This is a genomic window from Bacillus sp. YC2 (assembly GCF_019891195.1).
GTDB lineage: Bacteria > Bacillota > Bacilli > Bacillales > Bacillaceae > Bacillus.
The window spans coordinates 246,311-262,252 of sequence record NZ_JAHXDO010000003.1 but is presented as its reverse complement, the minus strand read 5'-3'; the positions used below and the strand labels follow the sequence as shown (position 1 = coordinate 262,252).

The following is a 15,942-nucleotide window of genomic DNA, read 5'->3' as shown; positions in this document are numbered from 1 at the left end:
AATGAAAATTTACGTAGTGTACGATAGTGAAGGTGAACACACAAAACATCTTGCCGAAGCCATTGCGGAAGGTGCAAGAGAAAATGACGCCGCTGAGGTTCTGATCGACCATGTCGATCATGCCGACATCCGTAAGCTTAAGGATATGGACGCTATTATCTGGGGCTGCCCGGGACATTTCGGCACAATCAGTTCCGGATTAAAAGCGTGGATCGACAAGCTCGGCTATCTGTGGGCTGAGGGCGAACTGATCGATAAAGTCGGCGCTGTCTTCTGTACAACAGCGACAACGCACGGCGGATTAGAAATGACAATGCACAATCTGATCACTCCGATGTTTCACCAAGGCATGATTGTTGTCGGTCTGCCGGGCAATGTCCCTGAAAACGCGCTGTACGGCTCTTACTATGGCGCAGGTGTCACATGCCCGGTTGACAGTGATGTGCTGATGACAGAAGAAGGCCTTCAATTAGGCCGTGCGCTTGGCAGACGTGTCAGCCAAGTCACAGGTAATTTAACAGCCGGACAGTAAGGAGAGGGTTATATGGCCATTATTATAGCGGTTATTGCTGCTGTCATTGTGATTGCACTTCTTATCACATTCAACGTCCGTAACACTTCTGCTGGACAAAATGTAAAAAATGAAACTAGAGAAGCGATCGGCACTTCAGCCGAACAGCAGCCGGAAAAGCATGATCCGGCCGCGGAACGCTCGGCTGAACATGTTCCCGTCGTTGTAAAAGCGGATTCTCATAAGGAGAAAAAGAATACAATGGCCGATGACGTTTACCGTCAGGCGCTTCAGAAGTTTAAAACTTCTGACGGGGATCAGCCGAAAAACGATCCAACAAGCGACAAAATGCAGGATAGCAGCTATCGTGATGCGCTGCTCTCCTTAAAAAACAAAAAGAAATAACGGAAAAAAGGCAAATCTGAGTAAAACGGATTTGCCTTTTTTTTCATTTTCTCAAGCTGTAAAGCATATCGGGGCCATTGTTGAAAATCCCGAGCTTTACAAATTTCTGAGCGGCTATAAAAATTTACAGCAGTACGCAAGGATGGTAAAAGGCGTTACGAAAGAAAAAATAGATGAGGTCATTGAACTCGTCGGACTGCGAGACAGGATTCACGATAAGGTGAAAACATATTCCCTTGGAATGAGACAGCGCCTGGGCCTCGCGCAGAGCCTGCTGCATGACCCTAAGGTGCTGATTTTGGATGAACCGACTAATGGCCTTGACCCTGCCGGCATCAGAGAAATCAGAGACCATCTGAAAAAGCTGACGCGGGAAAAAGGAATGGCGGTTATCGTCTCAAGCCACCTGTTATCAGAAATGGAATTAATGTGCGATCGAATCGGCATTCTGCAAAAAGGCGAGCTTGTTGATATTCAAAATGTAAGGGATGAAGGAAAAGAGGAGAAAGATACATACTTTTTCCATACTGAACAAGGAGAAGATGCTCTTTCTGTTTTGAGTGAGTTTGACTGCGTGAAAAAGAAAAGCGGCTTGGTGATGAAACTGTCTAAACAAGAAGTGCCGGATGTGATTGCGCTGCTCGTCCGCCAGAACATTCGCTTATACGAAGTAAAAATCGTCACAAAATCTTTAGAAGATCGTTTCTTAGAAATTACCGGCGGTACGAAAGAGGAGGCGCAATATGCTTAACCTGATCTATAATGAATGGATAAAAATTTTCAGCCGCGTCGGCACGTGGGTTATGATCATTATTTTAGGGGTTTCAATGATCGGATTTGCGTTTTTATCTAATCACTTCAGTAACGATGAAGCCAATCCGAATTGGAAGCAGGAGCTTCAGGCTGAAAACAAGGAAATGAAGCAGCAGATCAAGGAATCCGGAAATAAAACGCTCACAGACAATTTGAAAGAGGAAATAGCAAAGAACGACTACCGTATTGAACACAATATCCCGGCTGATACAGGATACACGGCTTGGTCTTATGTAGCAGACTCTGCCATGATGACGACCCTGACCGGACTGTTCACGATTATCATCGCGGCGGGAATTGTGGCGAATGAGTTCAACTGGGGAACCATTAAGCTGTTGGCTATCCGGCCGCTCAGCCGTTTTCAAATTCTGCTTTCCAAATATATTACGGTGCTGCTGTTCGGCCTGTCGCTGCTGGTGATTTTATTTGCCGGCTCGGCTCTTTTGGGATTAATCTTTTTCGGAACAGGCGGGGATCCTGCCGGAAATGTACATTTGGTATACAAGGACGGCCACGTTTTTGAGCAAAATATCATCGGTTATTTAGCTAAAACATACGTATATGAATCCGTCTCGGCCTTTATGCTTGCGACGATGGCGTTTATGCTGTCCGCAGTATTCAGAAACAGCTCATTAGCAGTAGGATTCTCTATTTTTCTATTGGTTATGGGCAGCACGGCGACTGTATTTCTCGCTGCGAAATTTGAATGGGCTAAATATATCTTATTTGCCAACACGGATTTATCACAGTATATGAATGGCACCCCCTTAGTTGAGGGAATGACGATGACGTTTTCTATCGTGATGCTCATCATCTACTTCGTGATTTTTCAGCTTCTTGCATTTGGCGTCTTCTTAAAACGTGATATCGCTACCTGATATAAAAAAGCTGTTTTGCACATGCAAAACAGCTTTTTAAATCAAAAAAAACCTGTCGGCTTACGCCGGCAGGTTTTAAAACAATTTATGCTTTTGTTACGTTAGCAGCTTGTGGTCCGCGGTTTCCTTCAACGATCTCGAAAGAAACAGTTTGGCCTTCTTCTAAAGTTTTGAAGCCTTCGCCTTGAATAGCAGAGAAGTGAACGAATACATCGTCTTGACCTTCTACTTCGATGAATCCGAATCCTTTTTCAGAGTTGAACCATTTTACTTTACCTTCTAACATGCAATTTCCTCCTAAAGCGATCATAACGCTTAAATTCACTATTCTTGCTCTAAAACAAACTTCCAAGACGAAAACTCTTACAAAACTTTCTTCTTAAAGATAGTTCGAACAAAAATAATTACCTTTACTCTACCAGTAATCTCGAAAAAAAACAACTGCTAAATGTAACTTTTTTTTGAAATAACGATTTTAATGAAGAAAACGTACTTTTATGTACAGGAAAAGCTGAAACGGAACCCCCTAAATAAAATTGACAACCCTATTTTAAATCGGTAAGGTTAAAATGACAATGATTCCGAATTATGGTATAGCTTCTTTATATAAAAATAGATAGGGAGTATGGTCATCTTGAAACAGCGGCTTTTATACGGTCTGTTCTTCTTCATTCTGATCATTTCACTTACTTCATGCCATTATCCCGCCGAGAATCGCACGATAAACATTGGAATTAACGAGTCTGACCAATCTGCCTGGGATTTTGTCGCGAAAAAAGCCGAAGAGGAAGGGCTGAATCTTTCTTTCATACCGTTTTCAGATTATGCTGAGGCTGATTTGGCTCTTGCCAACGGAGAGCTTGATGCGAACGCGTTTCAAACGGTTTCCTATTTTAAGTCCCTGCCCCCGAATGTAAAAAAGGAGCTGGCACCTTTAGGAACGACATATGCGGCGTCTCTAGGGATTTATTCAAAACAGCATAAGCGCCTGCGGGATATACCGGACGGAGCGGTCATTGCCGTGCCTGATGAAGCGGCGGCCTTCGGCAGGGCGCTCGTTCTGATGCAGGAGGCTGACTTTATTACATTGAAAAAGGGATTTACCGGGACGGGGTCTGCCGATATGATTAAGGACAACCTGAAGCATGTAACGTTAAAAACGGAAATGGAAACGAACGCGTATAAAGAGGTATCACATGCTGATGCTGCCGTTCTGAGTAAACATGACGCCGAAAAAGCGGGATTCAATGCTGAAAAGGATGCGCTGATCCAATCGGGGCAAACGAAAGAAGCATATATCTATTTAATCGCGGTAAGAGCCGAAGACAAGGATAACGAGCAGTTAAAAAAAATTCTGGCGCTGTATCAATCAGATGATACCGCCGCGTTTATTGAAAAAAAATATCAAGGCAGCCTGATTCCCGTTTTTCTGACGGGCAGCGACCTAACCGAAAAGAAAGAATGAATCCTCCTTTGGTATTCATTCTTTCTTTTTAGTGCTGCACACTTTGTTGCGGCCTGATGTCTTGGCTTCGTACAGAAGGCGGTCTGCAATCAGAGGCAGGGCTTCCGGATTTTTCGTATTAGTCGGATAGTGTGCAAAGCCGAGGGAAACGGTCACGGGAATTGTGTCTCCGCTCGTTAACAGGATCGGCTCCTCATCAATTGTCTGCCTGATTTCTTCTGCCAAGTGCAGACCTTTTGAATGTGTGCAATTCGGCATAAGCACGGCAAATTCCTCACCGCCGATTCGGGCTGACGGATCAGATCTGCGGATCACCAGCTTGAGGCGTGCCCCAAGTTCTTTCAGCACCTGATCACCTTCATAATGGCCGTATTGGTCATTAATCTGTTTAAAATGATCGATATCTAAATAAATGAGCGCGAGCTGTGAAGAGGCCGAATGGGCTGCTTGATCGTAAAGGTGGTGAGAGACTTCCTCGAATTTTCTTTTATTGAAAATTCCCGTCAGGAAATCATAATTCGCTTGAAACTTATATTGCTTAAACAAAAGATGGGCATCCGCCTCGTGTTTCATTAAGTAGAGACACAGCACACCGCCCAAAGTGGAAATCAGCCAATAACAAACGAGGAGCTGGACAGGCTGTTTAGGCAGAAATAGCATCGTAATGGTAAAAATAACGTTTGATAGAAGCAGCATAACGAACGCCTTCTTGCGATCCGGTTTTTTTCCTCGGAGGACAAGCACCGAGATGAGTGCGATAACGCCGACTGCGACGGTGGAATAAATCGCGCTTATATTAAAACTGATCAGCATACGGCCTGCGACGATAATCGCAAAGGCAGCTGCCGTAGACACCCAGCCTCCGTAAAGAGCGGCGATAATAATGGGGATATTTCTCAGATCAATAATCGAATGAGAGTAAGAAAAGCCGAAAACAATCAGAAAGACCCCTAAAAGTCCGCAGGCCGCCCCTTTGAATAATTGAAAAGCCGGACGGTCTTCTTTATGCGAAAGCGTTTCTTTAAAAAGGAGGGTGAAGAGATAGTTAAATGTGACTAAAATGGTCAAATTGAGAAAAAGTTCCTTTAGCATAACAATCACCCTTATATAAGTTACTAAAGAAAGAGTGGAAAGAAAAGAGAAAAATCGAAAGAATACATATATTGTTAATTCTTACTTGACCTATCGGAATTCGTGTAATATAGTGTTAAAGGATAATCAGCAAGGGAGTGTTTACCTGTTTTGGAGAATTTATTTGTTGTATTACATGTTATCATTATGCTTTTGCTTATAGCGGGTCTGTTTGTGATGCAGAAAAAACATGTTTCTTTTTCTAAGCGTGTGTTTACGGCGCTTGGATTAGGCATTGTATTCGGATTTGCGCTTCAATTGATCTACGGGCCGGCTTCACATATTGTCATACAAACGGCTGATTGGTTTAATATTGCCGGCGGCGGTTATGTCAAATTGCTTCAGATGATCGTTATGCCGCTTGTCTTTATTTCTATTCTGGGCGCGTTTACGAAGCTGAAGCTCACTCAGAATATCGGAAAGATCAGCGGATTGATTATAGGTATTTTAATTGCCACTACAGCGGTTGCCGCGGCGGTAGGGATCGTATCCGCCCTTTCCTTTGATCTTCAGGCCGTTCATATCGACCAGGGGAGCACGGAATTATCAAGGGGCCAGGAGCTTCAGCAAAAATCTGAGGATATGACAGCGAAATCGCTTCCTCAGCAAATCGTCGAGCTTTTGCCGGGAAATCCGTTTCTTGATTTCACGGGAGCAAGACCGACTTCCACGATCGGAGTCGTCATTTTTGCCGCTTTTCTCGGAATTGCCTTTCTCGGCGTAAAGCGGAAGCAGCCGGAGCATGCTCAAACATTCAGCGGGCTTGTTGATGCGGTGTATGCCATTATTATGCGGGTTGTCACTTTGATTTTACGACTCACGCCTTACGGGGTATTGGCGATTATGACGAAAACGATTGCGACAAGCGACATTGACAGCATCGTGAAACTGGGGATGTTTGTCCTTGCTTCCTATGCCGCATTAATTGTCATGTTTATCATTCATTTGCTGTTGATTACATTCAGCGGATTAAATCCGCTCACGTATGTTAAAAAAGCGTTCCCGGTAATGGTATTTGCGTTTACGTCCCGTTCAAGCGCGGGCGCATTGCCGCTTAATATCAAAACACAAAAAAGCATGGGTGTGCCGGAAGGAATCGCAAACTTTGCGGGTTCATTCGGTTTATCGATCGGTCAAAACGGCTGCGCCGGAATTTATCCGGCGATGCTGGCGATGATGATTGCGCCGACAGTCGGTCAAAATCCGTTCGATCCCGCGTTTATCGTTTCGGTCATCGCGATAGTGGCGATCAGTTCATTCGGTGTTGCGGGTGTTGGAGGCGGGGCAACTTTCGCGGCGCTTCTCGTCTTATCCGCTTTAAACATGCCGGTTGCGCTTGCGGGCCTGTTAATTTCAATCGAGCCGTTAATTGATATGGGGCGCACAGCCTTAAATGTCAGCGGCAGTATGACCGCGGGCCTGTTAACGAGTAAATTGACAAAAGAGGCTGATACTGCGGTATATAATGATTCTTCAATTGTTATTGAAGCGGAAGAAGCTTAAAAAAAACGAGTAATCCAAAAGGATTACTCGTTTTTTAATGGGTTCCGGGTTCTAAATCTTCCAGCATATTCATCACCGTGCTGTCATTTAAAACATTTACTGCACTTTCTTCAAAGTGAATCGGCTCAGTATAATGAGATTTTGCTGACGGTTCTTTTCTGCGGTTCGCGTGTTCGTCAGAATGTCTTCCGCTGTATGACTGCTTGTTCATGTCAGCCGTCTGAGACGAATCAGCCGTTTTGTGCTGTGCTTGAGAAGCCTGCTGCTGTCCGCCTGAATCACCGCCGAATGCTTGTTTGATAAATTCGGCAGGCTGCATCGATCCGCCCTGCTTTTGTTGTGGGCGTTCTGTGTGCTGTTGGCCGCTAGTATCACCGCCGAATGCCTGTTTAATGAGTTCGGCAGGCTGCATCGATCCGTCCTTTTTATGCCCCGTTTTATTGTCCTGATGCATCTGGCCTGACATCATTCCGCTGATTTTTCGGCGGATTTCCGGAGATAGGGCGGCGATAACCAATGATGATCCGATCAGCAGCGCTGTCGGGCTGATTCCTCTTTTTTGTCTGAACAATATAATCCCTCCTTACATTTGATTGATAAGGCTATCTTTCCCTTTCTCCTGACATTTATCCAAAAGGCTTAGGCAAACGGCATGCATAAATAGAGCTGAATAGAAAAACCTATACGTAAAGTGAGAAAGGAGGAATTCACATGATAAAAAAACAAGCAGTCATATCAGCACTTCTCTTGCCAATGCTTATCACCGCAGGGTGCAGCATGGGGAATCAGGGAGAAGGCAAACGTAATCACAATCGTGCTGAGAATGTAAATTATCGCAACACGCCGAATGACGGTGCGACAAATATGAATACGACGAACCGCAACAATAATAACGTCGATCAAAATGTCAACCGCAATGATAACCGTAACCTGAGAGTTGCGGATAAAGCAGCTGATAAGGTCACAGATTTAAAAGAAGTTAAAAATGCAACTGTGATTATTTCAGGCAAAAGCGCTTATGTCGCTGTTATGCTGACAAACGGCCAAAAAGGCGCGATCAACAACCACTTAAAACAAAAGATCACCAATAAAGTGAAATCGGCCGATAAGCATGTCAGCACTGTATATGTATCAGCGAACCCTGACTTCGTGGAACGTATGCAAGGTTACGGAAAACGAATCAGAAACGGCCATCCTGTTTCCGGTTTATTTGATGAGTTCGGCCAAATGGTTCAGCGTGTATTCCCGAATCCCAATAAATAATGAATGAAAAGCCGCATCCACGTGCGGCTTTTTTTATTTGCTCTGCCGTCACGACGGCCATTTTGCGCGCATAAAGTAAAGAATGAGACTCAAAAATTGACCGGATCGGGGAGGGAGCTTGTTTGCGTGACAGCATGGCGAAACGGGCGGCATTTGCTCTGATCCTGTGCGGAGTTCTTGTCATACTGGCTGTAAGCTCAGCCGTTTCACTAAGCATGATGTATATCCTGTCAGTACAAGACAGCCACTCTGTTCCGACGAAGGAACAAGTGACAAAACATATGAAAAAAGAGATTTTCGGGCATACAGCCATTTACTATACGGCTGAGGAAAAGCCTCTACTGCCGCTGACCGAAAACACCTTGGACTACGCAAAACGTATCAATCAAATCATAGTGGGATATAAGGGGACGGCACCGCTTGACCTTGTTTTTTTTCCGAATGAATCCAAAATCGAACAATATTCGGGGCTGAAAAACGTAGTCGGGTTTTACTCGGAACAGGAGCAGATGATCGGGCTTTTGCCTGAAGAAAAAAAGCAGCTTCTCCAAAAAGATGAAATGGCCGTTTTTATGTATAAGCAATTGATCATTCATGAGTACACCCACTTTGCATTTCATCAGAAAGCGCGCCAAACGGGAACAAACACGGATGAGTTTCCGCTTTGGTTTCACGAGGGATTGAGTGAGTGGGTCGCACATTATGATTTAATCATTGACCCGATTACATTTTCTGTCGTGCCGTTTGATGAATTAACAACAGACCGGGATTGGCAGAAGTCGCGCTCTGCTTATGAAACGGATGTGTATTTACAGAGCTTCTATATGATAAAAGACTTGACGGATACGTTCGGGGAAGGAATTATTCTAAAGATTATGAAGAAGACCGCCGAGGAACAGAATTTTGAAAAAGGATTCCGGGAAGCGACGAAAGAAAGCCTGAACCAGTTTGAACATGATTTTACAAAAGCATACGGGAAAAAGAAAACGGCATTGGATAGGTCATTACCCACTGCCGTTTTCCTTTTTAATGAAGGTTCTGCTGTCCCGTGTTTCCTTTGGTCGGTGGCATTTGCGGCTGGCCTTGTGCCGGTGCAAATGAATTGAGCATCGTCTGCATATCCTGAGCATTCAGCTGAGGAACCTGATAATAGCCGTGTTTATTTTGATATAAGAAGATTTCATAAGCCATTTCAACATATTGCTGAATTTGCGCAGAGAGCACTCTTCTTGTAACCGGATTTGTCATCTCAAGCGAACTCATCGTTAACAAAGAAGCCTGCGATTTGATCAAACCGAGCATATGACCGGAAATACCAAGATCCTTTACATCAGAAAGCGATTGATTCGGTTTTTTCGGTTGTGTCGGTTTTATCCCGTAGACGGCTTGGTTGTTTTCTTTCATCATATATGTCGCTGTTTCCTGAGAAGGCTTTTGCCCTGTTTTAAAGCATTCTGCAGTGAGGTTGTATTGAGCTAGGATGAATTGATACTGGCGATCAAGTATATCGGCAAGCTCCTGATCTTGTATAAACTGTCTGAGCATCATAAATTGGTCCAATACGCCGACTGTTCCGGCAAGCACTTCATGCATGTCAAATAGCTCATGTCCCCCGTGATTGACTTGCGGTGAACCGGGTATTCCTTGATTTACTGGCGGCTGCTGCTGATTTTGCTGTTCCACTGGTCGTTTTCCTCCTTCATGTCAAATCATATTTAAGATGTGAAGAAAGCCGATTCGTTATACATTATGAATTGCAGAGTAGGGATATTTTACTATTTTGTGGAAAGCAGAAACAATCTTTACAAAAAAGAGATGTGATTTTCAAAAAAATAAGCTAACGTATTCTTTAGAAGACAAGGGGGGAAATGAATGAAAAGAAAAAGTCGTCTGATTTGCTTTCTGTTAACGGTCTGTTTAGTGATACCGAATGTCCTGCTCTATGCTGAGGCTTCGGAGGCGGTAACGGTTGAAGAATCCCTTCAAAAAAAGGAGGGGAATGCTGAGATTAAGAGCTATGCCGGACAAGCCGGCAGTCAAAACGAGATATCACCGGAAAAAGTACTCCCCGTCCATATCCCTTCCGCATACAAAGACAAGTTCAGTCCGAATGTGCACGGTAAAAAAATAACCGTACAAGGAAATCTTACAAACCATTCTCAAACAACAGAGGCAAAAGACATAAAGTCCATGTCAGTCAGTCCGTCTGTCCAAGCATTGATCCCGATAAAAGAAGCCCGCGCCGAACGGAATAAGCGTGTAACTGTCAAAGGAATCGTGACGGCGGACCAAACCGCCATCGGCGGAGGAAAGCTTTCAACATTCATACAGGATGATTCGGCCGGCATCAATATATACTCCGCATCGGCAGACAATTTTCCGGAGTTAAAAGAAGGCATGGAGGCAGAAGTGTCCGGGAAGACAGCCGTCTACCAAGGCCTTACTGAAATCATTCCTGACTCAATTCAAATTACCGGCAAACATAAACCCCTCCCGGCGCCGAAACGTCTGACATTAAAAGATTTACAAGACAAGGGCAGTATATATGAGGGACAGCTTGTCACTGTAAAAGCATATCTTTCTTCACTCCCGGGCTCTCCGGCCGGAGGAGGATATAATGCCGTGATCACAGACGAGGACAACCGTTCATTAACTCTCCGAATCATGGAAGAAACAAACATCACACAGCATCTGCAAACAGGCAGATGGTATGACATAACGGGTGTATTAGGCAAATATCAATCTCTTCAGCTTCTGCCGCGAAAGCCGGAAGACGTCAGCTTATTAGATGACCAGCCAAAGCCGCCGTCAGCAGAAGGGGAATATCGAGCGGTTGTGGACCGTATTGTTGACGGCGACACGATACATGTCCGGACACCGATCCTCGGCACGGCAAAAATCCGCCTCGTTAACATGGACACACCGGAAACTTATCATACGCCAAAAAATGAACTTGATGAAAACCAGCTGTATTTCGGAAAAAAAGCATCCGACTATGTAAAAACAATTCTAGCCCCGGGTGATCAGATCACTGTTAAAGTCGGAAGAGAAGCAAAGGATACGTACGGAAGGCTGCTGGGTCAGATCATAACGGAAAAAGGAATGAATGTGAATCTAGACCTGGTCAAAAACGGGTACGCGGCAACCTATTTCATATGGCCGATAGAAAACAATACAGAGTATGAGACATTCCAGCAGGCAGCAGCCCAAGCCATACAAGAGAAAAAAGGCATTTGGAATGAAGAAAATCCTCTGAAGGAAATGCCGTTTGAATTTCGGGCAAGAGAAACCGGAAAAGGACTGACAAGATATGTCGGAGATTCTTCTGACCGCACTTATGTTTCACCTGAAGAATGGAAAAAAGTCGCCGCCGAACACAGAATTTTCTTTTCTTCAGAAAAGGAGGCAGAAAACGCCGGATACAAAAAGCGCCAGACAGCCGATGAAGGCAATGTTCCGCTGAGGATTATCAGCATGAATGATTTACACGGCAAAATCGATCAGCAATACGAACTTGACCTAAACGGAGACGGCAAACCGGATGGCACATTCGGCCGGATGGATTACGCTGCCGCATATATAAAAAAGGCAAAGGCGGAGAAAGACCATACACTTGTGGTGCATGCCGGCGATATGATCGGCGGGAGCTCTCCCGTATCAGCCCTTTTCCAAGATGAACCGACAGTAGAAATGATGGAGGACATCGGCTTTGACGTCGGGACTGTCGGCAACCACGAGTTTGACGAGGGAACGGATGAGCTTTTGCGGATTATAAATGGAGGAGACCATCCCGGCGGAAAAGGCACAAGCGGCTATGACGGACAAAATTTTCCGCTTGTCTGCGCCAACTGTAAACTGAAATCAACAGGGAAGCCATTTCTGCCTCCCTATGAAATCAAAAACGTTTCAGGCATTCCGGTCGCTTTTATCGGGGCAGTGACCAAATCGGCAGCGGGCATGGTCATGCCGGAAGGAATTAAAGATATTACGTTTACAGACGAAGTAAAAGCTGTGAATGAAGCGGTGTCTGAGCTGAAGAAAAAAGGAATTAAAGCAATCGCGGTGCTCGCCCATATGTCTGCTGAACAAAATGGAGACGAGATCACCGGAGAATCCGCAAAGCTCGCCAATGAGACAGACTCAGAAGTTGATGTTATCTTCGCCGCGCATAATCATAAAGTCGTAAATGGACAAGTAAACGGCAAGCTGATCGTGCAGGCGTTTGAATACGGAAAGGCAATCGGAATTACCGACCTCGAACTTAATAAAGCTTCAAAGGACATAGTAAAAAAATCAGCAGAAATCAAATACATCGATCAAAGCAAAATCAAACCCGATCCGGACGCGGCGAGCATTTTAAGCAAGTATGAAGAGAAAGTAAAACCCATTGTCAGCGAAGCGGTCGGAGAAGCGGCTCATGATATAACAGGCGGCTATTCAAATGACGGGGACACGGCGCTTGGCAACCTTATAGCCGATGGCATGAAGGCAGAGATGAATTCCGATTTCGCGCTTATGAATGGCGGCGGCATCCGGGACGTCATAAAAAAAGGCCCGATCACATGGGGGGATCTTTATAATATACAGCCGTTCGGAAATGTGTTAACGAAGCTTGAAATCAAAGGGAAGGACTTGCGGGAGATTATCAACGCGCAGATTTCGCCGACCCTCGGGCCGGATTACAGCATCAGCGGATTTTCCTATACGTGGAACCCAAAAACAGCCAAAGCAGTTGATATGAAAATGGCAGACGGCACAGAAATTCAGCCTGAAACCGTTTATACGTTAACCGTCAATAACTTTATGGCGACCGCAGCGGGCGCAAAATACGGACCCATCGGAAAATTGGGGAAAAATCCGGTCACAGGGCCGGAGGATTTAGAAGCAACTTTGGCATTTGTCAAAAGCTTTAAAACGCCGATTTCTTATCAAGCGGAAGGCCGGATTCAGACAGCGGAAGACGCTGAAACACCTGATGACGGCAGCAATCCGCCCGGCAAAGGAGAAGTACCGGACGGCGGAAACCAGCCTGATAACGGTGAAAAACCGAACCGGTCAGAGCAGCCCGGCAAAGAAGAAAAACCGAACCGGCCAGAGCAGCCAAATCAAGAAGAAGAGCCAGACAACTCTAATCAGCCAAATATAAAAGGCCAGCCCGGTCATACAATGCAGTCAGGCAATAAAACCGGCCCGGCTCCCGTCAGCTATAAAGAAAACGGCGCAGAACAGACAAAAAGCGGAACACCAGATGGTCAATCGCTGCCCGATACCTCGGCGGGCTACTATCAAATCGTACTGATCGGTATCGCAATCACAGGCTCCGGCGCGTATTGGTATTTCAGAAAGAAAAGGAGAACCCGGATGCAATGAACAAAATGAAGCATATGCCTCTTCTGGTCATCATTATCGGTATCATTATCACATGTTACGGAAGCTGGAAAATCATTGACACACATATGAAAACAAAGCAATCGCTTGAGGAAGCAAAAAAAGCGGCGGCACCAGTCGGAACAGAGGAAAAAATAAAAAAAAGCGCCGTCCACAAACAGCGCAAAGCAGCGTTTCAGCCCAAGACAGGAAAAGCGAGCGGCATTTTAGAAATCCCTAAAATAGACGCTGAGCTTCCGATAGTGGAAGGGACTGACGCAGATGATTTAGCAAAAGGCGTCGGGCATTACAAGGACAGCTATTACCCGGACGAACACGGGCAAATCGTTTTATCAGGCCACAGGGATACGGTTTTTCGCCGGACGGGTGAGCTTGAAAAAGGTGATCAGCTCATTATCATCCTGTCTTACGGCACCTTTTCCTATAAAATCACCCATACAAAAATCGTCAGCCAAAACGATACGTCGGTCATTACCCTCCAGCACGAGCGGGAGGAACTGGTTCTGACGACATGCTATCCGTTCTCATATATCGGAAATGCGCCGAAGCGATATATTATTTATGCCGAACCGGTTTAGGAAAAATAAGCCTCGACAAAACGCAGCAAATCATCGGGCATCGGCGCTTCGGCGATGATTTCTTCTCCGGTCAGCGGATGAACGACTTTTACCTTTTTGGCGTGCAGCGCCTGTCTGTGAAAAAGCGCCCGGCTGCCGCCATACAGGTCATCCCCCGCTAAAGGATGACCGATGCTGGCCATATGGACACGGATTTGATGCGTTCTTCCTGTTTCCAGCTCCAGCTCCGTAAGAGAAAGCCGTGCGCCGGGATGATAGCCCTTCACTTCATAACGCGTAAGGGCCGCTTGCCCGCCCGGTGAAACGCGCCGTCTGACCGGATGTGATCTGTCGCGGCCGATCGGGGTATCAACCGTACCTTTTTTCGGCTTCACTTTTCCTTCCGCAACAGCTGCATACGTGCGTTTTAATGTTTTGTTCTCCAGCTGGCGGTCAAGGATGGCGTGAGCAAGGCGGTGCTTGGCGAACACGACCGCACCCGAAGTGTCCTGATCCAGACGGTGAACGTGGCGGACCTTCGCCTGTTCGCCGTTTATTTGAAAATGATAAGCGATGAGGTTGGCGAGAGTTCCGGTCTGTCCTTCTTCATTAGGATGAGTCGGCATTCCTGCCGGCTTATTTGCGATTAACAAATGGCTGTCCTCGTATAAAATATCCGCTTCACCGTACTCCGGGATAATGGAGGAATCTGCTTTTTCCTGAAGATCAATGAACAAGCGGTCGCCGGTTTTGAGGATGATATTGTTTTTTGGTGTTTCGCGGTTGACTTGAATGCTTTTTTGTTTCATCCATTCTGATATCACGGGTTTTGACGCCTGGAATTCTGATTTGAGGACGGAAAACAGCCATTGTCCGCCGTACTTTTCCGTAATCTGAAATTCCAGTCCGCGGCCTTTTTGTTTCATTTCGTGAAGCTCCTTTTTATGCGGAAAGCGGCTGTTTCAACAGGAAACACTTACCTTAGCTTTCGCGATTTTTTCTATGCTATTCTTGATAAAGATCGAAGGATATTCGCATGGCAAGAAAGGTGATTGATGTGAGAATTGTGAACGCAGCGACTGATGGACAAGAAAGCGCGATAAAAGAGCTTTCCTCCGAACTGTTTCAAAAAGTCTTTCCTCTTTATTTCTCCGAACTGGAAATTCAGCGCTTTAAAAAAAGGGGCGTATTGTCCTTACAAAACCAACTTTACCAAGGAACATTAAAAGAAGCGTTTCAAATTATGGCTTGTCTGCAAACGGTACATATCATTTTGTCAAAGCCAGGTGCGGCGTCCGATGTGCAGGCGCTGTTTAATAAAAACTGTGCTTTGCTGAATGAATGCGGAATGTTATTTCCATTCACCTACGCTGATTTTCAGACGGGCGGAAGATCAGCGGCTTACGGTCACAGAAAGCTGATCTGACAGTGGAAGAGCCTTTTATATAGGGCTCTTTTTTGCTTCCTTGACATGATACCACAATTTCTTTCCTCTATCTCCCTTTATATTCAGGCAAACCCCCGAGCATACTAATGTGCGAAAGGGGTGCTTTACAATGAGTTCAATTAAACAATCAATGACTACGCACGTAGCGACCGTTTCTCCAAACCAAACGATTCAGGAAGCAGCTGCATTGATGCATCAGCATAATGTCGGAGCAATTCCTGTCGTGGACGGAGGAGAATTAAAAGGAATGCTGACAGACCGTGATATCGCATTGAGAACAACGGCTCAAGGCCGCGACGGCCAAACACCTGTTTCACATGTGATGTCTTCTAAAGTAGTATCGGGAAACCCGGACATGAGTCTTGAAGAGGCGTCACAGCTGATGGCCCAACACCAAATCCGCCGCCTTCCTATTGTAGATCAAAGTCATCTAGTCGGGATCGTTGCGCTTGGAGACTTAGCGGTCGATCAGCGTTCAAACGAGTCTGCGGGAGCAGCACTCTCTAATATTTCAAGCCAGGACAATCAGTAACGGATAAAGGGAGCTTGCATTGATGCAGGCTCTTCTTTCCGTCCGCATG

Annotated in this window: 16 protein-coding genes and 1 pseudogene; 12 read left to right on the top strand and 5 right to left on the bottom strand. The window is 45.5% G+C overall.

Annotated features, from left to right (window positions below; genetic code table 11):
• The first annotated feature begins 1 nt into the window (after position 1).
• From KY305_RS08015 to KY305_RS08000, 4 genes and pseudogenes are all read left to right on the top strand, one after another.
• Positions 2-532, top strand: coding sequence for an NAD(P)H-dependent oxidoreductase (locus KY305_RS08015; protein ID WP_214802006.1), 531 nt, complete (start codon positions 2-4; stop codon positions 530-532).
• 12 nt (positions 533-544) lie between these two features.
• Positions 545-916: a hypothetical protein gene (locus KY305_RS08010; RefSeq protein ID WP_223062088.1), complete on the top strand. Its 372-nt coding sequence runs from the start codon at positions 545-547 to the stop codon at positions 914-916.
• A gap of 46 nt (positions 917-962) precedes the next feature.
• Positions 963-1,667: pseudogene (locus tag KY305_RS08005) on the top strand (ABC transporter ATP-binding protein); the annotation flags it as partial.
• The gene (locus tag KY305_RS08000; protein ID WP_223062087.1) at positions 1,660-2,607 is read left to right on the top strand and encodes an ABC transporter permease; all 948 of its coding nucleotides are present in this window, start codon (positions 1,660-1,662) and stop codon (positions 2,605-2,607) included. The pseudogene KY305_RS08005 and the gene KY305_RS08000, both read left to right, overlap by 8 nt.
• 85 nt (positions 2,608-2,692) lie before the next feature.
• Here the strand turns inward: KY305_RS08000 and cspB are convergent, their stop codons facing one another.
• Positions 2,693-2,893: a cold shock-like protein CspB gene (gene cspB, locus KY305_RS07995; protein ID WP_004430034.1), complete on the bottom strand. Its 201-nt coding sequence runs from the start codon at positions 2,891-2,893 to the stop codon at positions 2,693-2,695.
• A gap of 339 nt (positions 2,894-3,232) precedes the next feature.
• On the opposite strand from cspB, the gene KY305_RS07990 reads away from it, so the two are divergent.
• A complete protein-coding gene (locus tag KY305_RS07990; RefSeq protein ID WP_396021513.1) occupies positions 3,233-4,072 on the top strand; it encodes a MetQ/NlpA family ABC transporter substrate-binding protein in 840 nt (279 codons plus the stop codon).
• 15 nt (positions 4,073-4,087) lie between these two features.
• On the opposite strand, the gene KY305_RS07985 is transcribed toward KY305_RS07990, so the two are convergent.
• Positions 4,088-5,164: a diguanylate cyclase gene (locus tag KY305_RS07985; RefSeq protein WP_223062085.1), complete on the bottom strand. Its 1,077-nt coding sequence runs from the start codon at positions 5,162-5,164 to the stop codon at positions 4,088-4,090.
• A 150-nt stretch (positions 5,165-5,314) separates the two neighbouring features.
• Between KY305_RS07985 and KY305_RS07980 the strand changes: the two genes are divergently transcribed.
• Positions 5,315-6,706 (top strand): L-cystine transporter, encoded by a 1,392-nt coding sequence (locus KY305_RS07980; RefSeq protein ID WP_223062084.1) that lies wholly within the window; start codon positions 5,315-5,317, stop codon positions 6,704-6,706.
• A gap of 34 nt (positions 6,707-6,740) precedes the next feature.
• On the opposite strand, the gene KY305_RS07975 is transcribed toward KY305_RS07980, so the two are convergent.
• Positions 6,741-7,277: a hypothetical protein gene (locus KY305_RS07975; protein ID WP_223062083.1), complete on the bottom strand. Its 537-nt coding sequence runs from the start codon at positions 7,275-7,277 to the stop codon at positions 6,741-6,743.
• Positions 7,278-7,417: 140 nt separating this feature from the next.
• Here KY305_RS07975 and KY305_RS07970 point away from each other — a divergent pair, with 140 nt between their 5' ends.
• A complete protein-coding gene (locus KY305_RS07970; RefSeq protein ID WP_223062082.1) occupies positions 7,418-7,969 on the top strand; it encodes a YhcN/YlaJ family sporulation lipoprotein in 552 nt (183 codons plus the stop codon).
• 122 nt (positions 7,970-8,091) lie between these two features.
• Positions 8,092-9,075, top strand: coding sequence for a hypothetical protein (locus KY305_RS07965; protein ID WP_223062081.1), 984 nt, complete (start codon positions 8,092-8,094; stop codon positions 9,073-9,075).
• Here the strand turns inward: KY305_RS07965 and KY305_RS07960 are convergent.
• The gene (locus tag KY305_RS07960) at positions 8,996-9,652 is read right to left on the bottom strand and encodes a spore coat protein (RefSeq protein ID WP_223062080.1); all 657 of its coding nucleotides are present in this window, start codon (positions 9,650-9,652) and stop codon (positions 8,996-8,998) included. The two genes, KY305_RS07965 and KY305_RS07960, sit on opposite strands and share 80 nt — an antisense overlap.
• Positions 9,653-9,841: 189 nt before the next feature.
• Between KY305_RS07960 and KY305_RS07955 the strand changes: the two genes are divergently transcribed.
• Together KY305_RS07955 and KY305_RS07950 are read left to right on the top strand one after the other, a co-directional pair.
• Entirely contained in the window at positions 9,842-13,339 is a 3,498-nt protein-coding gene (locus KY305_RS07955; protein WP_223062079.1) for a 5'-nucleotidase C-terminal domain-containing protein, read from the top strand.
• On the top strand, positions 13,336-13,935 hold the full coding sequence (locus tag KY305_RS07950) for a class D sortase (protein WP_223062078.1): 600 nt from the start codon (positions 13,336-13,338) through the stop codon (positions 13,933-13,935). The genes KY305_RS07955 and KY305_RS07950 overlap by 4 nt, the downstream gene beginning before the upstream one ends.
• On the opposite strand, the gene KY305_RS07945 is transcribed toward KY305_RS07950, so the two are convergent.
• Positions 13,932-14,840, bottom strand: a complete 909-nt coding sequence (locus KY305_RS07945; protein WP_223062077.1) for an RluA family pseudouridine synthase — start codon at positions 14,838-14,840, stop codon at positions 13,932-13,934. The genes KY305_RS07950 and KY305_RS07945 overlap by 4 nt on opposite strands.
• 110 nt (positions 14,841-14,950) lie before the next feature.
• Between KY305_RS07945 and KY305_RS07940 the strand changes: the two genes are divergently transcribed.
• Both KY305_RS07940 and KY305_RS07935 read left to right on the top strand, forming a co-directional pair.
• Entirely contained in the window at positions 14,951-15,340 is a 390-nt protein-coding gene (locus tag KY305_RS07940; protein ID WP_223062076.1) for a DUF5365 family protein, read from the top strand.
• 130 nt (positions 15,341-15,470) lie between these two features.
• On the top strand, positions 15,471-15,893 hold the full coding sequence (locus KY305_RS07935; RefSeq protein ID WP_214800653.1) for a CBS domain-containing protein: 423 nt from the start codon (positions 15,471-15,473) through the stop codon (positions 15,891-15,893).
• Positions 15,894-15,942: the final 49 nt, after the last annotated feature.